The sequence below is a fragment of the Pantoea sp. B9002 genome (assembly GCF_013385945.1).
GTDB lineage: Bacteria > Pseudomonadota > Gammaproteobacteria > Enterobacterales > Enterobacteriaceae > Pantoea.
The window spans coordinates 95,878-117,744 of the sequence record NZ_JACAPA010000002.1 but is presented as its reverse complement, the minus strand read 5'-3'; the positions used below and the strand labels follow the sequence as shown (position 1 = coordinate 117,744).

The 21,867-nt window shown below is 57.9% G+C and carries 17 protein-coding genes; 7 read left to right on the top strand and 10 right to left on the bottom strand.

Going from position 1 to position 21,867, the window contains the following annotated elements; all coding sequences use genetic code 11:
* Positions 1-10 precede the first annotated feature (10 nt).
* Positions 11-877, top strand: coding sequence for a nucleoside-specific channel-forming protein Tsx (locus HX773_RS01220; RefSeq protein ID WP_176970110.1), 867 nt, complete (start codon positions 11-13; stop codon positions 875-877).
* A gap of 124 nt (positions 878-1,001) precedes the next feature.
* Here HX773_RS01220 and yjdN read toward each other — a convergent pair whose 3' ends face one another.
* A complete protein-coding gene (yjdN, locus tag HX773_RS01215; protein WP_176970109.1) occupies positions 1,002-1,433 on the bottom strand; it encodes a VOC family metalloprotein YjdN in 432 nt (143 codons plus the stop codon).
* A 78-nt stretch (positions 1,434-1,511) separates the two neighbouring features.
* Positions 1,512-2,414 carry a LysR family transcriptional regulator gene (locus HX773_RS01210; protein WP_176970108.1) on the bottom strand — a complete coding sequence of 301 codons (903 nt, stop codon included), beginning with the start codon at positions 2,412-2,414 and terminating at the stop codon, positions 1,512-1,514.
* A gap of 113 nt (positions 2,415-2,527) precedes the next feature.
* Between HX773_RS01210 and HX773_RS01205 the strand changes: the two genes are divergently transcribed.
* From HX773_RS01205 to HX773_RS01190, 4 genes are all read left to right on the top strand, one after another.
* Positions 2,528-3,841 carry an amidohydrolase gene (locus HX773_RS01205; RefSeq protein WP_176970107.1) on the top strand — a complete coding sequence of 438 codons (1,314 nt, stop codon included), beginning with the start codon at positions 2,528-2,530 and terminating at the stop codon, positions 3,839-3,841.
* The gene (locus HX773_RS01200) at positions 3,838-5,283 is read left to right on the top strand and encodes a M20 family metallopeptidase (RefSeq protein WP_176970106.1); all 1,446 of its coding nucleotides are present in this window, start codon (positions 3,838-3,840) and stop codon (positions 5,281-5,283) included. The genes HX773_RS01205 and HX773_RS01200 overlap by 4 nt, the downstream gene beginning before the upstream one ends.
* A gap of 188 nt (positions 5,284-5,471) precedes the next feature.
* Positions 5,472-6,992 (top strand): p-aminobenzoyl-glutamate transporter, encoded by a 1,521-nt coding sequence (gene abgT / locus HX773_RS01195; protein WP_101762360.1) that lies wholly within the window; start codon positions 5,472-5,474, stop codon positions 6,990-6,992.
* A 190-nt stretch (positions 6,993-7,182) separates the two neighbouring features.
* Positions 7,183-8,610 (top strand): MFS transporter, encoded by a 1,428-nt coding sequence (locus HX773_RS01190; protein WP_176970105.1) that lies wholly within the window; start codon positions 7,183-7,185, stop codon positions 8,608-8,610.
* 232 nt (positions 8,611-8,842) lie between these two features.
* On the opposite strand, the gene HX773_RS01185 is transcribed toward HX773_RS01190, so the two are convergent.
* The 3 genes from HX773_RS01185 to HX773_RS01175 are packed head-to-tail and all read right to left on the bottom strand — an operon-like array spanning position 8,843 to position 12,695.
* The gene (locus HX773_RS01185; RefSeq protein WP_176970104.1) at positions 8,843-10,162 is read right to left on the bottom strand and encodes a cytochrome c; all 1,320 of its coding nucleotides are present in this window, start codon (positions 10,160-10,162) and stop codon (positions 8,843-8,845) included.
* A gap of 11 nt (positions 10,163-10,173) precedes the next feature.
* Positions 10,174-11,958, bottom strand: coding sequence for a GMC family oxidoreductase (locus HX773_RS01180; protein ID WP_176970103.1), 1,785 nt, complete (start codon positions 11,956-11,958; stop codon positions 10,174-10,176).
* A gap of 2 nt (positions 11,959-11,960) precedes the next feature.
* Complete coding sequence (locus HX773_RS01175) at positions 11,961-12,695, bottom strand: gluconate 2-dehydrogenase subunit 3 family protein (protein WP_176970102.1); 735 nt, start codon at positions 12,693-12,695, stop codon at positions 11,961-11,963.
* A 296-nt stretch (positions 12,696-12,991) separates the two neighbouring features.
* Between HX773_RS01175 and sbmA the strand changes: the two genes are divergently transcribed.
* Positions 12,992-14,227, top strand: a complete 1,236-nt coding sequence (sbmA, locus tag HX773_RS01170) for a peptide antibiotic transporter SbmA (RefSeq protein ID WP_176970101.1) — start codon at positions 12,992-12,994, stop codon at positions 14,225-14,227.
* Between the two features lie 136 nt (positions 14,228-14,363).
* Here the strand turns inward: sbmA and HX773_RS01165 are convergent, their stop codons facing one another.
* The 4 genes from HX773_RS01165 to HX773_RS01150 form a co-directional block, all read right to left on the bottom strand.
* Positions 14,364-16,004, bottom strand: coding sequence for a dihydroxyacetone kinase subunit DhaK (locus HX773_RS01165; protein ID WP_176970100.1), 1,641 nt, complete (start codon positions 16,002-16,004; stop codon positions 14,364-14,366).
* Between the two features lie 122 nt (positions 16,005-16,126).
* Positions 16,127-17,179: a YncE family protein gene (locus HX773_RS01160; RefSeq protein WP_176970099.1), complete on the bottom strand. Its 1,053-nt coding sequence runs from the start codon at positions 17,177-17,179 to the stop codon at positions 16,127-16,129.
* A 214-nt stretch (positions 17,180-17,393) separates the two neighbouring features.
* Positions 17,394-17,603 carry a DUF1471 domain-containing protein gene (locus tag HX773_RS01155; protein ID WP_007888545.1) on the bottom strand — a complete coding sequence of 70 codons (210 nt, stop codon included), beginning with the start codon at positions 17,601-17,603 and terminating at the stop codon, positions 17,394-17,396.
* Between the two features lie 313 nt (positions 17,604-17,916).
* Positions 17,917-19,104, bottom strand: coding sequence for an MFS transporter (locus tag HX773_RS01150; protein ID WP_176970098.1), 1,188 nt, complete (start codon positions 19,102-19,104; stop codon positions 17,917-17,919).
* Between the two features lie 104 nt (positions 19,105-19,208).
* Here HX773_RS01150 and HX773_RS01145 point away from each other — a divergent pair, with 104 nt between their 5' ends.
* Positions 19,209-20,159 (top strand): AraC family transcriptional regulator, encoded by a 951-nt coding sequence (locus HX773_RS01145; protein ID WP_176970097.1) that lies wholly within the window; start codon positions 19,209-19,211, stop codon positions 20,157-20,159.
* Here the strand turns inward: HX773_RS01145 and HX773_RS01140 are convergent.
* Complete coding sequence (locus HX773_RS01140; RefSeq protein ID WP_176970096.1) at positions 20,156-21,700, bottom strand: PAS domain-containing methyl-accepting chemotaxis protein; 1,545 nt, start codon at positions 21,698-21,700, stop codon at positions 20,156-20,158. The genes HX773_RS01145 and HX773_RS01140 overlap by 4 nt on opposite strands.
* Positions 21,701-21,867: the final 167 nt, after the last annotated feature.

The following is a 21,867-nucleotide window of genomic DNA, read 5'->3' as shown; positions in this document are numbered from 1 at the left end:
GTTAACAATAATGAAATATAAAGCGTTGATAGCAGGGGCCTTATTGGCCAGCAGCTGGACTGGTGCGGCACAAGCGGCAGACAGCGATCCGCAGTACGTTTCTGACTGGTGGCATCAGAGCGTGAACGTGGTGGGCAGCTACCACACCCGTTTCGGACCACAGTTCAACAATGACGTGTACCTGGAATACGAAGCCTTTGCCAAAAAGGATTGGTTCGATTTCTACGGCTACCTCGATCTGACCAACTTCTTCGGCGTGGGCAACAGCAACGCTAACGGCGTGTTCGACCACGGTTCGCCGATGTTCATGGAAATTGAGCCACGTTTCTCCATCGATAAGCTGACTGGCACCGATCTCTCTTTTGGTCCGTTTAAAGAGTGGTATTTCGCCAACAACTACATCTATGACATGGGTCGCAACAGCGATAACCGTCAGAACACCTGGTACATGGGTCTTGGCACCGACATCGATACGCACAGCGATATCGGCCTGTCGCTGAACGTTTACGCGAAATACCAGTGGGAAAACTACGGTGCGGCGAACGAGAACAGCTGGGATGGTTATCGCTTCAAGGTGAAATACTTTGTACCGATTACCGACCTGTGGGGCGGCAAGCTGAGCTACATCGGCTTCACCAACTTCGACTGGGGTTCAGATCTGCGTGATAAGTCCGATCGTTCACGTACCAGCAACTCGATTGCGTCCAGCCACATTCTGTCGCTGAACTACGATCACTGGCATGTTTCTACCGTGGCGCGTTACTTCCACAACGGCGGCCAGTGGGCTGACGGCCAGGAGCTGAACTTTGGTAACGGTCCGTTTGAAGTGAAATCGACTGGTTTTGGCTATTACCTGGTAGTGGGTTACAACTTCTAAGCTGTTGGTTTCCCTCACCCTAACCCTCTCCCACAAGTGGGAGAGGGTACAGATTGTGCCCCTACCAACACCCTCTCCCGCTTGCGGGAGAGGGCTGGGGTGAGGGCCAGCGCGCACCCTCTACTCAAATCTGCGGCTTATACGCATTCACCATCCACGGCACGCCGAACTTATCGGTCAACATGCCAAAGCCATTGGCCCAGAACGTCGGTGCCCAGCTTTTCGTTACCTCACCGCCCGCTGACAACGCATCAAACCAGCGCTTGCCTTGCGCCTCATCCGGCGTGGATAAACTCACGGCAAAACCGCTATAAGCCGCCTGCGGTGCGCCGTCACTCATCATCAATTCGCCCTGTCCGATGCGCAGATGGGCATGCATGATCTGCTCCGGCGAAAAGCTCACGCCCGAGATGCAACCTTCATCCTCCACCGGCGTTTCATCTGGCATATCGCCATAGGTCATCTTGAACAGCAGCTCGCCGTCGGTGGCGTCAAGGTAGAAGGCAATCGCCTCTTCGCAGCAACCGCTGTAAAACACATACGGGGTAACTTGCATGGTCTGTACTCCATAAAAGGAACGTCCACTGCAAGTGTAGTGCGCATTATTTATACAGTTGCGAGCCAGGCCGCACTCTTACCTTTGCTGACAGTAGCGCCGGAACAGCTGCGCCATATAGGCACTCATCGGTGTCAGCGCGGTGTCTTTGCGCTGGATAAGATAGAAAGTGGCTTTCGGTAAGGGTTCGTCGAGATCGAGGGAAATCAGCTGGCCGCCATGTGTAGGATCTTCAATCACATCGCGCGAAATAATGCTGACGAAATCGCTCTGCGCCACCAGGCTGGTGCAGGCCATAAAAGTCTCGCAGGTGACGACAATTTTCGGCGCCATGCCGCGCTCGCCAAACAAATCGTGCAGCAGCCGATAATAGCTCCCTTGCGGCGTCGGCATGGTCCAGTCGCAGTGCTGCAGCTCGGCCAGCGTGCGCGCGTGCGCCATCGGATGCCCTTTGCGCATCACCACCTGATAGTCGCGCTCCATCAGCCGTTCAAAAATTAACTCCTGATCGAGATGATTTTTATCGTAGGTATTGATGGTGAAATCCAGCTCGCCCTGGCGCAGTTCATGCACCATCGAAACCAGCTGGCCTTCAACAATTCGCACCTTTACCAGCGGATACTCGCGATGAAACTGATTGATCACCTGCGGCATAACCGTGCGCGCAATACTGCCGCCCACGCCGATGTTGACGCGCCCGCCGGCCAATCCCAGCCGCTGCTGAATATCCTCCTGCGCCACCCGCAACTCTTCCAGCACCAGGCTGGCATGCTTGAAAAAGTTATCACCGATATCGGTCAGCGTAACGCCCTGCTGTCGCCGCTCGAACAGGCGCGCGCCCAGCGCCAGCTCCAGTTCCTGAATCGCTTTGGTCAGCGCAGGCTGTGAAAGCCCGGACAAGCGGCTGGCGGCGCGGATACTGCCCTGACGTGCCACGTCAACAAAGGCGCGCAGCTGATGAAGTTTGAGATTCGCAGACATAGTTTGGTGATAACCGTTGTTTATCAGTAGCAAGATATTCGCATCTTATGCGCGGCAAAACCAATGTGTAGATTCGAATGAATGCATAAAAAACCAACACAAAGGAAATGCCGATGAAAACCCTTTCTGAGCTCGTCGATGCGCGCATCCCGCAGATGCAATCCTGGCGTCGCGATCTGCACCACTTTGCCGAATCAGGCTGGCTGGAGTTCCGCACCGCCACGCTGGTGGCAGAAGAGCTGCATCGTCTTGGTTATCAACTCAAGCTGGGCCGCGAGGTGATCGATGCCGACTCGCGCATGGGATTGCCCTCTGATGAGGTGCTGGCGCAGCAGGAAGCGCGCGCGCTGGAGCAAGGCGCGCTGCCGCAGTGGCTTAAGCACTTCTCTGGCGGATTTTGTGGCGTGGTCGCCACGCTGGAAACTGGTCGTCCCGGCCCGGTGATGGGTTTCCGCGTGGATATGGATGCGCTCGATCAGAACGAAAGCCGCGCCGCCGATCATCTGCCAACGCGCGAAGGCTTTGCCTCCTGCAATCCCGGCATGATGCACGCCTGCGGCCACGACGGCCACACCACCATCGGCCTGGCGCTGGCGGGCGTGTTGATGGAGATGAAAGCGCAGCTGAGCGGCACCATCAAAATCATTTTCCAGCCAGCGGAAGAAGGCGTGCGCGGTGCGAAGGCGATGGTGGCGGCCGGCGTGGTGGATGATGTCGATCTGTTCACCGCCATTCATCTCGGCACCGGCGTGCCCGCCGGCGAAATCGTCTGTGGCAGCGACAGCTTCCTCGCCACCACCAAACTCGACGTCAATTTCACCGGCGTCGGCGCGCATGCGGGCGGCAAACCGGAAGAGGGCCGCAACGCCCTGCTGGCGGCGGCGCAGGCCACGCTGGCGCTGCACAATCTGCCGCAGCACAGTGGCGGCGTGGCGCGCGTCAACGTCGGCGTATTGCAGGCCGGCACCGGACGCAACGTGGTGCCCGACTGCGCGCTGATGAAGGTGGAAACGCGCGGCGTCAGCAACCAGGTTAACGACGATATCTATCAGCAGGCGCTGCGCGTGATTGCCGGCGCGGCGGCGATGTACGGCGTGGAATATGAGGTCAAGCTGATGGGCGGCGCGCGCAGCTGTACGCCGAGCCCGCCGTGGGTGGCGTTCATCCACCAGCAGGCCGAAACGCTGGGCATTTTCACCTCAGTGGTCGATACCAAACAGCAGGCGGCGGGCTCGGAAGATGCCACTTACATGCTGGAGCGCGTGCAGCAGCGCGGCGGCCAATCCTCCTACGTGATTTTCGGCTGCGATCTGGCAGCGGGCCATCACAACGCGAAGTTTGATTTCGACGAAGCGATCATGGCGACCGCGGTGCATACGCTGGCAACGCTGGCCCTCAATCAAGCACAGTTTGGAGGCCAGCGATGAGCCACAGCGAATTTATCGATCGCTACATCAACCAACATCAGCCACGTTTCACCGCCCTCAGCGATGCCATCTGGGACGTACCGGAAACCCGCTTTGAAGAGACAAAGTCTTCCGCACTGCTGGCCGATGCGCTGGAGCAGGAAGGTTTTCGCGTGGAGCGCGGTGTCGGGAATATCGACACCGCATTTATTGCCAGCATTGGCAGCGGTAAACCGGTGATCGCCATTCTCGGCGAGTTCGATGCGCTGGCCGGTTTAAGCCAGCGATCGGGGTGCGCCACGCCGCAGCCGCTGGTGGAAAACGGCAACGGCCACGGCTGCGGACACAATCTGCTCGGCACCGCCGGTTTGGCCGCCGCTATCGCCATCAAAGCCTGGTGGGCCGAGCACGGTCAGCGCGGCACGCTACGCTTCTACGGCTGTCCCGGCGAAGAAGGCGGCTCCGGCAAAACCTTTATGGTGCGCGAAGGCTTGTTCGACGATGTCGACGCGGCGGTCACCTGGCATCCCGAAGGTTTCAGCGGCATGTTCAACCTCAGCACGCTGGCCAATATTCAGGCCGCCTTCCGCTTCAAAGGCGTGGCGGCGCATGCGGCCAACTCACCGCATTTAGGGCGCAGCGCGCTGGATGCGGTGACGCTGATGAACACCGGCGCCAACTTTCTGCGCGAGCACATCGTGCAGGAAGCACGTCTGCACTACGCGGTGACCAATGCCGGCGGCGTCTCCCCCAATGTGGTGCAAGCCGATGCCGAAGTGCTGTACCTGATTCGCGCACCGCAGCTCGATCAGGCGCAGGATATCTATCAGCGCGTCATCAACATCGCCAAAGGCGCGGCGCTGATGACCGACACGCAGATGACGGTGCGCTTCGATAAAGCCTGCTCCAATTACGTGCCGAATCGCGCGCTGGAAGGCGAGATGGAGCGCTATTTGCATCAGTTTGGTTTGCCTGACTACAGTGCAGCGGAACAGGCGTTTGCCGCCGAGATGCGGTCCACGCTGAGCAAAGACGATCTGCGCAACGCGCGTCTTAATGCGGCGCGCACCGGCGGTGAAGCGGGCGTTGCCTGGACAGAGGCGCTGGGCGACAAGATTTTGATGGATGAAGTGGCGCCCTATGCGGTGACGCGCGAGATCCTTTACGGCTCAACCGACGTCGGCGATGTGAGTTGGGTGACGCCCACCGCGCAGTGTTTTGCGCCCTGCTTCGCCTTCGGTACGCCGCTGCACACCTGGCAGCTGGTGGCGCAAGGCCGCACGTCCATTGCGCACAAAGGCATGTGTCTGGCCGCCAAAGTGATGGCCGCCACCGCGCTGACCTTGCTGCAGGATGACGAGGCGCTGGCGCGCTGCCGCGACGAGTTCGAGCGCGTACGCCGCGAGCAGCCTTACGTCTGCCCGATTCCCGCGGATGTCACCCCGTCGAAATTAACGTCGTAAAGCATCAACCCGCACCATCCGTAGCGGCGCGATTCATCGCGCATATCAATGGCGGCTCCGTGCCCATCCAGATAATGCGCAATGAATTGCGCCGCTACGGTATGTGCAAATTTGTAAGACCAAACATAAAAAAATAAAGCCCCCAGCGGGCATGCAAACACAATAAAACGACTAACGAGGATTGATCTATGGAAGCCACCACGGAGAACCGCAGCCCCGGAAAGCTGTTTAGCTGGATTGAACGCGTTGGCAACAAAGTGCCGAACCCGTTTTTACTGTTCGTCTATTTGATTGTGGTGCTGATGGTGGCCACCGCCGTGCTCAGCAGCCTCGACGTGGCGGTGAAAAACCCGGCCAACGGCGAGCTGGTGCGGGTCAACAACCTGCTGAGCGTTGCCGGGATTCAGTGGATCCTGCCCAACATCATCAAAAACTTCAGCGGCTTCACGCCGTTGGGATCGATTCTGGCGCTGGTGATTGGTGCCGGCCTGGCAGAAAAAGTCGGCCTGCTGCAGTCGCTGATGGTGAAGATGGCTTCGCGCGTGAGCCGTCGCTACGCCAGCTACATGGTGCTGTTTATCGCCTTCTTCAGCCACATTTCCTCCGATGCTGCACTGGTGGTGATGCCGCCGCTCGGCGCGCTGATCTTCCTCGCGGTGGGACGTCATCCGGTGGCGGGATTGATGGCGGCGATCGCGGGCGTGGCGTCCGGTTTTACCGCCAACCTGCTGATTGTCACCACCGATGTGCTGCTGTCCGGCATCAGTAGCGAAGCCGCCAAGGCGGTGAGCGATACCGTACACGTTAGCGTGATCGACAACTGGTACTTTATGGCCAGCTCGGTGATTGTGCTGACCATCGCCGGTGCGCTGCTGACCGATAAGTTTGTCGAGCCGCGCCTGCCCGCGTGGAACGGCGGCAATAGCGATCGTCTGCCGCCGCTCACCGCGCTAGAGAATCGCGGCCTGAAAGCTGCCGGTATCGCCGCGCTGGTGTTTATCGCGCTGATGGCGCTGCTGGTGGTGCCGGAACACGCGCCGCTGCGCAATCCAAAAACCGGCGGCATTATTCCGTCGCCGTTTATTCAGGGCATTGTGCCGATCATCATCCTGTTCTTCTTTGTGGTGGCGATTGCCTATGGCGCGGTAACCAAGCAGATTCGCCGCGCGGATGATATCCCGCAGCTGCTGGTGGATCCGATGAAGAGCATGGCGGGCTTTATTGTGATGGTATTTCCGCTGTCGCAGTTCGTGGCCTTCTTCAACTGGAGCAACATGGGCAAGTTCATGGCCATCGGCCTGACCGATGTGCTGGAGAGCGCGGGCATCAGCGGCGCACCGGCGTTTATGGGCTTGATGTTCCTGTCGGCATTTCTGTGCATGTTTATCGCCAGCGGATCGGCGATCTGGTCGATTCTGGCGCCGGTGTTTGTGCCGATGTTTATGCTGCTTGGCTTCCATCCGGCCTTTGCGCAGATGATCTTCCGCATCGCCGATTCTGCGGTGTTGCCGCTGGCACCGATGTCGCCGTTCCTGCCACTGTTCCTCGGCTTCCTGCAGCGCTATCAAAAAGATGCGCAACTTGGCACCTATTACGTGCTGATCTTCCCCTATCCGCTGGTGTTCTTCACCACATGGATTGTGCTGCTGCTGGCGTGGTACGCGCTCGGGTTACCGATCGGTCCGGGCGTCTACCCAAGCCTGCACTAAGCCTGCGCCACGGATGGCGACCACTTTTCTGTGAACTGCAACGTATGTTGCCAAAATGTCACCGTCCTGCCTCTCGGCAACTCTCAATGAATTTATTATCCTGCTATTCCTTCGCTTGCTAACGGTTAATTATTTTTAAAACCCATCTCAGCCGTCAGCGGGTTCTGCAAACACCGAGGTTTACACAACAATGACAACAATCACGTCGACAGGGATGGCGAACGATCACATGAGCGCGGATCGCCGCACCTTAGCCGGGCGCATTGATGCGCTGCCCTCGTCCGCCGGTCTGTGGCGCTTTATCACGCTGCTGGCGCTGGGCGGCTTCTTTGAGCTCTACGATCTGTTCGAAACCGGCTACATCAGCTCCGGCTTGGTGGCGGCGGGCGTGTTTCATACCGGTTCTGCGGGCGTGTTCGGCATCGCCGATCAGGCCGCATTTGCCTCCGCTACATTCCTCGGCCTGTTTGTTGGCGCGAGTTTGCTTGCGCCCTACGCCGACCGTTTTGGTCGCCGCCTGACCTTTATGTGCGCGCTGGCGTGGTACGGCGTGTTTTCGCTGCTGATGGCGTTCCAGCAGAGCGCAGAGATGATTATCCTGTTCCGCTTTCTGGTCGGCATTGGCCTCGGCGTTGAGCTGGTGACCATCGATACCTATCTTTCCGAATGGGTGCCAGCACATCTGCGCAGCCGCGCGTTCGCCTTCTCGTTCTTTATCCAGTTCCTGTCGGTACCGACGGTGGCGCTGATGTCGTGGTGGCTGGTGCCGCAAACCATTCTCAGCCTCGAAGGCTGGCGCTGGGTGGTGATTGCCGGTGCGGTCTGCTCGCTGGTGATCTGGCTGATTCGTAAAAACCTGCCCGAATCGGCGCGCTGGCTGGCGCAACAAGGACGACATCAGGAAGCGCATCAGGTGCTGAGTGCGATGGAAAAACGCTGTGGTATCGCTTCTCCCCTTCCCCCACTTGTGGGGGAAGGACGGGATGGGGGGCAGTTCGCACCTGAGCAACCTAAGCAAGGGCGTTTCAGCGAGATTTGGGCACCGGCTTATCGCCAGCGCACGCTGATGCTGGTGGTGATGAACTTCTTCCAGGCGATTGGCTTTTTTGGCTTCGGCAACTGGCTGCCGGCGCTGCTGTCGGGCAAAGGCGCAACCGTCACGCACAGCCTGCTGTATGCGTTTTTCATTACGCTGGCCTACCCGCTCGGCTCGCTGATTTGCAGCCGCTACGCCGACAAGCTCGAGAATAAATGGCAGATCGTGTTTTCATCACTGATGACGGTGGTGTTCGGCACGCTGTTTGCGTTTATGACTAATCCGGTGCTGATGATCATCTGCGGCTTCCTGATCACTTACAGCAATGCATGGCTAACCTTCAGCTATCACGCTTATCAGACCGAGATTTTCCCGACGCACATTCGCGCCCGCGCGGTGGGTTTTTGCTACTCGTTTAGCCGCCTGTCGACGGTGTTCAGCAGTATTTTGATTGGCTTTATTTTGCAGTACGCCGGCAGTCAGGGCGTGATCGCCTTTATTGTGCTAAGCATGCTGATTGTGATGCTGTCGGTGGGAATTTACGGGCCGAAAACCCGTGGGATGGATTTGGAGAATATTTGAGGGTTAATCGTGCTGGCTGTCTCAGATCGTGCTGGCTGTCCCCAGATCGTGCTGGCTGCCCCCCATCCCGGCCTTCCCCCGCTAGCGGGGGAAGGAGACGCTGCCACATGCAGCATCAGTACTAGCATTTTGCAGCATCTTCCTCCCCCATTCATGGGGGAGGACCGAGGAGGGGGACAGCGAGCACAGAACGAGGGACAGCGAGCACGGGATGGGGGACAGCGAGCAAAAACTACTGCCCTTCCAACACCTTAATATCCGCATTACCCTGCTTCGGCTGCACGGTTTCGTCTTTGCGCAGCTCGGCCACATCTTTCGCCGACACGCTCGACTTCACGCCATTGCCCCAGCTGCCACGGATAAAGTTCACCACATCCGCCACCTGCTGATCGTTCAAGCGCCAGCCGAATGCCGGCATGGTGATCGCCGTGGGTGCGCCTTTCACGCCCGGCAAGGTGCCGCCGACCAATACGATGTGAATCAGCGAGGTCGGATCATCTGCCATCACCACCGGATTGCCGCGCAGCGCGGGATAGAAGCGCTGGTAGCCGCTGCCGTCGGTTTTGTGGCACGCCGCGCAGCTATCAACATACGTCGATGCGCCTGGCTGGCTGTCGTCACCTTTCCACAACGCCTGAGACACCGCATCATCCTGCTTAAACACCGCCTGATTCGGATCTTTCGCGCCGAGGGATTTCAGATACTTAGCAATCGCGCTGATATCGTCATCGCTCAGATATTGCAGGCTGTGCTGCACCACATCGGTCATGCCACCAAACACCGCGGTGTGATCGTTGCGGCCAAAGCGCAGGAACTGCTTGAGATCCTCTTCGCTCCAGCGGCCTAAGCCATCGCGGTTATCGCCACGCAGGTTGCTGGCGGTCCAGCCATCAATCGGCGCGCTGCTGCCAGCGAGATAGTTATTGCCTTCGCCGTTGTTGAGCGCTTTTTCCTGCATGGTGATGCTACGCGGCGTATGGCAAGCGCCACAGTGACCGAGACCTTCCACCAGGTAGCGACCACGTGCCAGTTGCGGATCTTCCTGTGCCGCCGGCTGGAACGCTTTCACGTCCGGCGCGAAGATGCCGCGCCAGATGGACAACGGCCAACGCATCGACAGCGGCCATGGAATGTCGCTCTCTTTGTTGGCCTGCGCCACCGGCTGCACGCCGTGCATGAAGTAGGCGTAGAGCGCCTTCATGTCGTCATCGCTGACCACCGCGTAAGACGGATACGGCATCGCTGGATAGAGCGTGTCGCCGTTTTTCGCTACGCCGTGACGCACCGCTTTCTGGAAATCGTCGTAGCTGTAGTCACCAATCCCGGTAGCTTTATCCGGCGTGATGTTAGTGGAATAAATGGTGCCGATCGGCGTCGCCATCGGCAGTCCACCGGCAAACGGCTGGCCGCCTTGCGCGCTGTGACACGCTACGCAGTCGCCGGCGCGCGCCAGATACTCACCGCGCTTCACCAACGCGTCCGAACCTGCTTCGTCCGCCACTGCGGCGAACGTCATGGTGCCCAGAAACAGGGCTAAAATGCTTTTGATCATCGCCGTGTTCCTTATGCCTGTACCAGCGGGCCGGGGTTTTTCAGATACTGTTCACGAATCGCTTTGGCTGACCAATAGGTCAACGCGGCGACCATGCCCGTTGGGTTGTAGCCGAGTCCCTGCGGGAACGCCGACGCACCTGGCACAAACACGTTCGGCACATCCCAGCTCTGCAGGTAACGGTTCACCGCACTGGTTTTCGGATCTTCACCCATGATCGCCCCGCCGCTCATGTGCGTGGTTTGATACACGGTGGTATCGAAATGCGTGCCCGGCCCTTTCGCGCCGCCGATGATCATTTTCGGGTTCATCGCTTCGGTGATTTTGCGCATCTTACCGATCATGAACTGCGCCATCTTGATGTCGTTATCCTGCCAGTCAAAGGTCATACGCAGCAGCGGCTGGCCGTAGGCATCTTTGTAGTTCGGATCGAGATCGAGATAGTTGGCGCGATAAGACTGGTGCGCGCCGTGCGCATCCATCGAGATGTGATGGTTGTAGGTATCGGCTACCGCCGATTTCCACTGGCTGCCCCAGTTTGGCGTGCCCTTCGGCGTCGGCAAACCGGAGATCGGCTTGGTACCGGCCTGATTCACCCAGAATGGCGAACCGCCAACGAAGCCGTGCGGACCGTGATCGAAGTTGTCGGCGTTGAAATCATCCACCGCCACACCTGCGCCACCGGCACCGATAAACGGGTTGGTGGTGGTGTTTTTGTCGAACAGCGCTTTCAGCGTCGAGATGTTCTGGTAGGCGAAGTTACGCCCCACCACACCTTCGTTGGAAATCGGGTTATACGGCTTGCCGATGCCGGAGAGGAGCATCAGGTGCACGTTGTGGAACTGGAACGCCGACAAGATCACCAGATCCGCTGGCTGCACCACTTCGCGGCCCTGACCATCGAGATAGGTCACGCCGGTGGCGCGCTTTTTATCGTCGGTCAGATTAACGCGCAGCACGTAAGAGTTATTGCGCAGCTCGAACTTCGGTTCCTGACGCAGCGCGGGCAGGATGTTGACGTTCGGCGAGGCTTTGGAATACATGTAGCAGGCGTAACCGCTGCAGAAACCGCAGAAGTTGCACGGGCCCATCTGTGCGCCGTAGGTGTTGGTGTACGGGCCTGAGGTGTTGGCCGACGGCATATCATAAGGGTGATAACCCACTGATTCCGCCGCTTGCGCGAACAGCTGTGCCGAGTAGGTACGCTTCTGCGCCGGCAGCGGGAAGTCGCTGGAACGATCTGGCGCGTACGGGTTGCCGCCCTTCTCTTTGCCCAGCAGCTTGCCTTTGATTGACCAGGCGCTGCCCGAGGTGCCGAACACTTTCTCGGCCTGATCGAAGAAGGGTTCCAGCTCGTCATAGTTGACGCCGAAATCCTGAATCGTCATGCCTTCCGGGATGAAGTTTTTACCGTAACGCTGCTCGTAATGGCTGCGCAGATTCAGCTCGACCGGGTCAACGCGGAAATGCACGCCTGACCAGTGCAAACCTGCACCGCCGGTGCCGGTGCCGGGCAGAAATGCCGCCAGCTGGCGATAAGGTACGGCAGTTTGCGAAGCATCGTGACGGATGGTCACGGTGCTTTTCGACAGATCCTGGAACAGCTTTTTGCGGATGTTATAGGTCAGTTCGTCAATCGACTGCGGATAGGATCCATCTGGATAAGTATCGCGATGCGGACCGCGCTCCAGCGCTACTACATTCAGGCCAGCTTCGGTGAGCTCTTTCGCCATGATGGCGCCCGCCCAACCGAAACCAACCACCACCGCATCCACTTTTTTCAATTCATTTGCCACGCTTACGTCCTCTCCCCGCGAATATCCACTGACGGGAACGGATAACGTTCACCGCGCTCCACCCAATCCATAAAGTCAGCGCGTGCGCCTGGGAAGCCAATCAGCTTCCAGCCCACCATGCCCTGGTTGCCGCCGTGGATGGGATCGCTGAAATAACCCTCGCGGGTGTTTTGCAGCAGGAAGGAGAAGAAGGTTTTAGCCGGCAGCTGCGGGAACTCAGCGGTACCGCTTTCAAATGCGGTGAGCAGCGCGTCCTGCTGTTCGCCCGTCAATTCAGCGAACACTTTGCCATGCTGTTTTTTGCTCCAGCCATCGGCATCGGCGAGGCCGAGACGGTAGATCTGCTGCGGCACCAGCGGCAGCTGATAACCCAACTCTTTTGGCAGATCGGGATTGAACGGGCCTTGCATGTACCAGTTGTTACCGGTGGCATACGGCGTGTTCATTTGACGATCGATAAACTCCGGCACACCGGCCTCAAGTGCGCCAGGACCGCGTTCGTCGTTGGGGATCAGGCGCGCCACGGCCGCAGTGATAAAGGCAAACTCTTCGGCGGTGAACCAGGTTGGCTGGTAGCTACGCGCCTGTTGTGGTGATGCGTTTTGTTCTGCTGCCCCAGCGACCATCGGTGCCACCAGTGCGCCCATCGCCGTACTGCCCACCGCCATTGCCGGCGCCAGGGTGATGGTTCTCAGCAGAAAATCCCTGCGAGTGTGACCATTTTTTTGTTCTGACATGACATTGCCTCAGTACCACATATAATGCGGCATGAAAGTTAAGTAGTTGCGTTGTATTGTTTTTTTATTGATAGCTTAAGGGATACAGCAGCACTGTTACCGGTAACAGTGCAAATATTGTAACACCATTGCTGTGGATAATTTAGTTCTTAGAAACAAATTCGCACTAATTACTTAACAATTGTCGCTGTCGCTTTACATCGCAGCGGCGAAGCTGTCATCGTCAGATACAACCAACAACAGACAGAGAGATGTCTGAAGCGGTATAAAAGAGTACACACAACAGCGGAGTGCCTATGTTTAAGTCCTTTTTTCCGCGGCCAACGCTGTTTTTCAGCTCAGCTGCGATTTGGAGTTTGCTGGCGATTTTTGCCTGGTTTGGTTTTTTCAGTGATTTCCCGGCGCGCTGGCCTGCACTGCAGGCGGCGATGCACGAACCTTTGCCAACCAATGCCAGCCGTTTTATTCACATCAGCCAACTGTGGTTTTATGCCTATTACTGGATCGTTGCCGGGATTTTTGGCCTGGCGTGGCGCGTGATTGATAACCATCCGTGGCAGCGCTGGTCGGTTTGGGGATCGATTCTGATCATCTTTGTCACCTGGTTTGGTGTGCAGGTCGGCGTGGGCGTTAACGCCTGGTACGGCCCGTTCTACGACATGATTCAACAGGCGCTGACCAAAGCCGGTTCCGTCGCCATCCACCAGTTCTATGTGCAAGTGCTGGCGTTTCTCGGTATCGCGCTGATTGCGGTGGTGATTGGCGTGATGAACTCGTTCTTTGTCAGCCATTGGGTGTTCCGCTGGCGTACCGCGATGAACAATTACTACATGCACAACTGGCAGCGTTTGCGTCTGGTTGAGGGTGCGGCACAGCGTGTGCAGGAAGACACCATGCGCTTCGCCGGTACGTTGCAGGATTGGGGCATCAACTTTATTCAGGCGATTATGACGCTGGTGGCGTTTCTGCCGGTGCTGGTCACGCTGTCGCACCATGTGAAAGAGGTGCCGATTCTCGGCAGCATTCCGTATGCATTGGTGATTGCCGCGCTGCTGTGGTCGCTGTTTGGTACCGCGCTGCTGGCATTGGTGGGGATTAAACTGCCGGGGCTGGAGTTTCGTAATCAGCGCGTGGAAGCGGCCTACCGTAAAGAGCTGGTGTACGGTGAAGACGATCCTGAACGCGCCTCACCGCCGACGGTGCATGAGCTGTTTAGCCGCGTGCGTCAGAACTATTTCCGCCTCTATTTCCACTATTTGTACTTCAATATCACCCGCATTATGTATCTGCAGGTGGATAACGTGTTCGGGCTGTTTGTGCTGTTCCCGTCGATTGTAGCGGGCACCATTACGCTGGGCCTGTTGAACCAGATCACCAACGTGTTTGATCAGGTGCGCTCGTCGTTCCAGTATTTGATCACGTCGTGGTCAACGCTGATTACGCTGATGTCGATCTACAAACGTCTGCGCAGTTTCGAGCAGATTTTGCAGGATATTCCGCACGAAGAGATGATGCGCGAAGCCGCGGAGTAAGGTGCGGTCTGGTGCCCTCACCCCGGCCCTCTCCCACGGGGAGAGGGAGACGCTGCCAAATGTTAAATATGTGCTCGGTCAGTCCCCTCTCCCGCTTGCGGGAGAGGGTTAGGGTGAGGGGCCAGGCGCACTCTGTTTAACCCGCCAACACCGCAAACACCTTCTCAATCCCATACGCGCCCGGATCTTTCACGCCATCCAGACTCTGCTGATTCAGATACGCTGAACGCCCCGCTTTGGCGCTCTGCATCTGCGCGGTGGCGTCGGCGCCTTTCTGGGCCGCTTCTGCCGCCGCAGCCAGCGACTCGCCCGCCACTAACGCTTCCAGCGCCGGTTGCAGTGCATCCACCAACGTACGATGGCCCGGCTGTGCGCCGCCGTAATGCTTCATGCGTTCCAGCCCGTGCATCAACGCCTGCGGCAGTGCGCTGCCCTCTTCCAGCTGCTGACCGGCGCTGGTGAACAGAATCGACATCAACACGCCGCTCGATCCACCCATCACCGTCGCCAGCTGCTCGCCAATCAACGCCAGCAAGGTTGGCAACTCATCCAGCGGCAGCTGTTTTTCCTGCAGGCCACGCTGAATTTTCTTCGCCCCGGCGGCAAAGGTTGAGCCGGTATCGCCATCGCCCACTTTGGCATCCAGCGCGTTCAGCTCGCTTTCCAGATCGATCAGCGTCTGCGTGACGCTGGCGACGATGTGTGCCACCTCCGCATTCTCAGAGGCATCAAAATCCAGCACGCTGCCGATTTTCTCCGCACGTTGCAGGCTGATCGGCGCAAAGTCATATACCGGCACCCAACCCAGCACCTGAACCGGCGCGTTTAACGCTTCAAGGAACGGCTCCTCCAGCGCCAGCAGCGTCAGCGAGAAACCTTTCATATCCAGCGCGCTGACCAGTGTTGCCGGCCCCAGCAGATGCGTGATGCGCGCCGCCAGCGGCGACTGCAACACTTCACGCGTCAGCAGCGCCAGCTCCAGCTGCGAGAAGCCGCCGAGATTGTTGATCAGCAGCAGCGCCTGCTTGCCGTCCGGCAGCGCCTGCGCCAGTTTATCGGTCATGATGCTGGTGATTTGGCGGCTGTCCTGCGTATCCAGCGTGATCACGCCCGGCTCGCCGTGAATGCCCATGCCGAGCTCGCTGTGCCCAGGCGCGACGCGCTCATCGCGTTTTTCGCCCGGCACATGGCAAGTGGCAAAAGCCAAACCAATGGACGACGTGGCATCAATCGCGCGCTGCGCCAGCGCTTTGACCTCATCCAGCGATTGTCCCTGCTCCGCCGCAAAGCCAGCAATTTTGTGTACCAGCACGGTCCCGGCGATGCCGCGCGGCTGCGGGTTTTCCGGCAGCGCGATATCATCCTGCACCATCACCAGCTCAACTTTGTAGCCGAGGTTTTTGGCTTTCTCGGCGGCCAGACCAAAGTTGAGGCGATCGCCGGTATAGTTCTTCACAATCAGCAGGCAACCGGCATCGCCAGTGACGTTAACAATGGCGTTCAACACCGCATCGACGCTCGGCGAGGCGAAGATATCGCCGCACACCGCCGCCGTCAGCATGCCTTTGCCGACAAATCCGGCATGCGCCGGTTCATGGCCGGAACCGCCGCCCGAGATCAGCGCCACTTTGCTTTTATCCCAGTCCGAACGCACCACCACGCGAATCTCATCACCGAGATCGAGGCGACTGAGGTTGTGCCACGGCGTACTCAGCAAAACCCCTTCGATGGCTTCGTTAACCAGATCGTTTTTCTCATGCATAAAAAACTGGCTCATTGCATCCTCTCCATTGGTGTTGTCGTCCTACAAGGTAGCGTATGTGCGCACAGAAGAGGCGCAGCGAAGTGCGGAAATGCAAAGGGCGGCACAAGCCGCCCTTTAATTCAGACTATTACCGCTTATAAAGCGATACGCAGCACGCTGTCCGGATTCTTCGGTGGTTCTTTGCGTGAACCCGGCTGCTTGATGCTGACAAACAGGGTTTTGCCATCGGCGGAAACTGCCAGGCTGTTTGGCAGGCCCGGCGCTTTCACCGTGCGTTTCACTTTGTAGCTATTGGCGTCGATGATGCTGATTTCGCCCGCTTTACGGTGCGTAACGTAAAGTTCATCACGATCGGCATTGAACAATACCGCCAGCGATTCCGGCACATCGATCTTGTGGATCACCTGCTGGGTGCGGGTATCCAGCACCAGCACCTGCGCCTGTTTTGAGTCGCTGAGGAAGGCGCGATGGCCTTTGGTATCCAGCGAGATATTGAGGAAGAAGTGATCTTTATCGCCATCGATTTTCTGACGCTTTTCAATCGCATTCAGGCGCGTATTGATGGTCACCAGTTCGCCATCGGAGTTAGTGACGTAGAGTTTCTGCGCCGCAGAATCGATCGCCAAACCGGTGCCCATTTTGCCGGTGTTCGGCACGGTGCTGATCAGTTGCAGGGTTTTGCCATCCACCACCCACACCACGCTCTGCTCACCGAGGCCGGTGATGTAGACGCGATCGGTAGCCGGATCGACCGCCAATTGACGCGGCTGCAGCGGACGCACAGTTTCACTGCGCTTACGACCATCCAGCACCAGCGTGTTGATCACTTTGCCGCTGGTGGCATCCACTGCAGTCAGTGCAGCATCGCGCGTGTTACCGAAATAGAGAATGTTGGTTTTCTGGTTGATCGCCGCGCCAAAGGTCGGCAGATCGGTGTTGATGGTTTGCTTTACCGCCAGATCCTGCGGATCGAGACGATAAACGGTGCCGCCTTTTTTATCGGTGGTGCTCTGCGCGGTCGCCAGGAACAGCGCGTTATCGCTGTTGCTGAACGCCAGTTCGTATGCGCCTTTTGAGATTACCTGGTTCAACGGCTGAGACTCCGCCGCCATCACCGCAGAGGTTGAGAACAGCGCCGTTGCCAACAGCAGTGGACGCAGCGCCCACGATTTTTTATTCGCCTTCATAACTTCTCCATAGCAAAAACACCGCCTGATGGCAGTGAAGTGAAAGCCCGACATTACAACCAATGTTAAAAAGACAGCCCGAGGCGAGCCGACGAAGGATGCTACTTTTTGAGAATAGTAATCATTTCGAAGGGAAAGTGACAGGATTTTATCCGCTTACAAACGCCGCCAGGGCGCCCGAAGGCACCCTGTCAGCACAGAACGTTAATGCAACTTATTTGGTCAGTTCGGCAGTCATGTGCACGCCGTTGTTGAAGTTGGCTTCGGTCACTTTATAGGAAGCACCAGCTTCGTGCGCCTGAGCAGCGATTTGCGCTTCTGCACCATCCAGCGTTGAAGCGGTTGCAGTGATGCTTTGCGCAAAGCTAGCGAATGGCAGAACGGTCAGAGCAACAACAGCAGCAAAAGTTTTGATAGATTTCATGGTCAATTCCTTAATGTACGTTTGATTGAGTAAGGCGTCATCGCCTTGTTGAGAGATATAATAGGCGCAGAATTGATCAGTAAAAAGCGGAGAGATTTGCCGTTGTTGTTCGAATATTTTGAACATAAAAAGCACGTTTGGGTTAACCTTTGTGCAAAGGGTTAAAAATCTGACATTTAATTAAAAGGCAGGATTTATGGCTGCGATAGGCAGAGCGCACATCTCTGTAGCGGCGCGATTAATCGCGCACCTTTCTGCCTTATATAAGGTCAAAGACGCGCAATAAATTGCGCCGCTACGGATTGCAGACGCATCAGCCGTGATGACGGACGCGGGTGAAGATGGTGATGGCGGCGAGCAGCATCAGCACGCCGCTGGCGAGGAATACGCCGCCTGCGCCTTGCAGATCAAACATCCAGCCACCGGCTGCTGCACCGGCGGTGATCGCCAGCTGAATGGTGGCGACCAGCAAACCGCCGCCCGATTCCGCATCGTCCGGCACCGCGCGGGAAATCCACGTTGACCAGCCGGTTGGCATCGAACCAAATGCCAGGCCCCACAACGCCACACCCGCCGCGACCAGCCACGACACATCGCCGAAGCTCACCAGCAGCAGCGCGGTCACGCTCATCACCAGCGCCATCGCGGTTAACGTCAACGATACGCTGCGCGTCACCAGATAACCGGCCAGCGAAGTACCGAAGAAGTTCGCTACGCCAAACGCCAGTAGCACCAGCGACAGCTGATTGACGTTCAGCTGCGCGCTGCCTTCGAGGAACGGACGCAGATAAGTAAAGAAGGCGAAGTGGCCGGTAAACATCATGATCACCGCCAGCATGCCCCAGCGCATCACGCTTTTACGCAGCAAATCCAGCACGCCACCGCTGCGCGCTTTATTAACCGGCGGCATCGCGGGCAAGGTGAAGAACTGCCACAGCAGCGCCAGCACGCCCAATGCAGCGGTCAGAATGAAGATGTTACGCCAGCCGATAATACCGCCCAGATAGCTGCCAAGCGGCGCAGCAATAATGGTCGCCAGCGAAATACCGCTGAACACGATGGAAAGCGCGCGCGGCACCTGATCGCTCGGCACAAGACGCATGGTAATCGCCGTGGAGAGCGTCCAGAAACCGCCAATCGCCACGCCCAGCAACACGCGGGCCAGCAGAATCATCGGCAGATTTTCGGCAAAGGCCACCAGCAGCGCGGAGGCAATCAGCAGCAGCGTAAACGCCAGCATCACCACGCGACGATCAAGCTGACGCGTCACGTTGCCAATCACCAGACTGGTGAGCAGCGCCACCAGCGCAGTGACGGTAACGGTTTGTCCCGCCTGCCCTTCGCTGATGTGCAGCGTGTCAGCAATCGGCGTCAGCAAACTCACCGGCAGAAATTCTGCGGTAATCAGGCCGAACACACCAAAGGCCATGGCAAACACCGCGCCCCACGCCGGTTTCTCCACGTCTAAAGGTGTTTCAGCTATTTCAGTATCCAGGCTCATCTGTGATCCCCATCACAAAATATTTAGCGTTAAGCATAGTGACTGATCATCAGACGATCTATGATGCAGAAACTTTGTTTTTTGATTATTCGTCTGGGATTGGTATGAGCCGCTATGAAGATCTGACCAGTGAATTGCTGATGGGCATGCGCCTGTACGGCGTCAAATACCAGCGTATCGCGCTGCACGCGCCCTTTGGCCTGCAATACGACGATGCGCCTGGTCGCGCGCAGCTGCATTTTGTTGGGCGCGGATCGTTACTGATCCGTTCGGCGTCGGGCGTGATCTATCCGCTACAGGCCGGCGATGCGCTGCTGATCCCGCACGGCAAACCGCACGCGCTGATCTCCAGCGAAGAGGCCGTTTGCGAACCCATTTCGACGTTTAATAGCCGTCCGATTTGCGCCAGCGTCTGCGCCATCGACGACAGCACCGAACTCTGCCCGGATAACAGCGATGTGATTCTGTTCAGCGCCTGCATGGCGTTTGAGCTGGGCGGCATGCAGCCGCTGGTACACACCATGCCGGATGTGATGCTGGTGAGCACGCTGCTGGCGCAATACCCGGAAATCCAACCGATTCTCGATGCGATGGAGCGCGAAACGCGGCAGCGCAAAGCCGGTTTCGCCGGGATTCTGTCACGGCTGGCGGATGTGGTGGCGGCGCAGATTGTACGCGGTTGGGTGGAAAACGGCTGCGGCAAAGGCAGCGGGCTGGTGCAGGCGCTGCGCGATCCGCGTCTTAGCCAGGCGATGGCAGCAATGCACCGTGCGCCCGGCGAAAACTGGACGGTGGAGCGGCTGGCACGTGAATCGGGCAGCTCGCGCTCGGTATTTGCCGCACGTTTCCAGACGGCAACCGGCATGACGCCGCTGCGTTATCTCACCGAACTGCGCATGCGGCTGGCGGTGGAACGTATTGTGAATGAGGGCGAAGCGGTGGAAAGCGTGGCCTTCCACCTCGGTTACGGTTCGCTGGCAGCGTTTAGCCGCGCGTTTAAACGTATTGTCGGCACCCCGCCCGGCGCACTGCGCGCCGAACGAGAAATGCGTTAACGGAACACGCTGATCGCTTCCACCAGGCGATTGGCCTGATGCTTCATGCGGCCCGAGGCTTCGGCGCTCTCGGCCACGCGCGCGGCGTTTTGATGGGTGATATCGTCGAGATCTTCTACCGCGGTGCTGACCTGGGTCAGCGCGATGGCCTGCTCGGCGGTCGCCCCGCTGATTTGCGCAATCAATGCGGTGACGTTCTGCACCTGATCGACAATTTCCTGCATGGTGTGACCGGCCGCATCGGCGTGATCGCTACCGGACTGCACGCGGCTGGCGCTGGTTTCCACCAGGTGTTTGATTTCGCTGGCGGCTTTGGCGCTGCGTTGCGCCAGGCTGCGCACTTCACCTGCCACCACCGCAAAACCTTTGCCCTGCTCACCGGCGCGTGCCGCTTCCACTGCCGCGTTGAGTGCCAGAATATTGGTCTGGAAGGCGATGCCGTCAATCACGCTGGTGATGTTGGCGATGCGCTTCGAGCTATCGGCGATCTCCGCCATCATGCCCACCATCTCCTGCATCACTTCGCCGCCTTTGATCGCCGCATGACTGGTGTTTTCCGACAGACCATTCACCTCTTTGGCGGTGTCGGTGTTGCTCTTCACCGTGGCGGTCATTTCGTTCATGGTGGCGGCGGTTTGCTGCACGTTGGCGGCAGCTTGTTCGGTGCGGCGGCTCAGTTCGTCGTTGCTGCGCGCAATGGCATCGCTGGCGCTCAGCACGTTAATCGCCTGGCCGCTGACATCATCCACCAGCCAGCGGAACATCAGGCCGAGCTGACCGATGGCGCGCAGCGTGACACCAATCTCATCAACGCGATCAATTTGTTCCACTTTATGGCTGGCACCGGTCGCCACGCTTAATGCCTGTCGGCACATGCGCTCCATCGGACGGGAAATTTGCTGCTCCAGCCACAGACTCGCCAGCAACAGCAGGCCCGCCATACCGCCGGTAAAGCAGCCCATCGCTAAGGGTGCCATGCCCAGCAGCCACACGCCCAGAATCGAGAGCGGCAGCAGCGTGAGCAAGGTAGTACGAATACGCCAGCGCAATGGCAGCGTTTTCAAAATCGATCCAAGACGACGCCAGCCGGTGCCTACGATCAAACCTTTATGGAAGCGACGTCCTTTGGCGCGGCCTTCGCGGAAATCACGGTACAGCGCTTCGGTTTGACGCACTTCTTCCGCTGACGGCTTGGTGCGCACCGACATAAAGCCTTGCACCTTGCCATCACGCACCACCGGAATGGCGTTGGCGCGCACCCAATAGTGATCGCCATTTTTACGCCGGTTTTTTACCAGCGCCGTCCACGGCTCGCCCTGTTTGAGCGTCGCCCACATATCAGCAAAGGCCTCCGGCGGCATATCCGGGTGGCGCACCATGTTATGCGGCTGACCATTTACCTCTTCCGGGCTGAACCCGCTAACTTCTATAAAGGCATCGTTGGCGTAGGTGATATAGCTGTTGAGGTCGGTGGTCGACATCAATGTGGCGTCATCCTCAAATGCAAATTCGCGCTGAGTGATGGGCTGGTTGTTACGCATGTGTATGTCCTTGCAAGATGCAGGCGAAAAGAAAAATCGATTATGCTTTTTTACCTTTTCGGCAGCGCAAGAGCCTGGCTTTAGCGTGGTCTTGGTTTTTTTATCCCTTGTATGGCTGGACTGGGAAGCGACGCACACTTTGTGGGTAATTGTTGAACGATAAAATT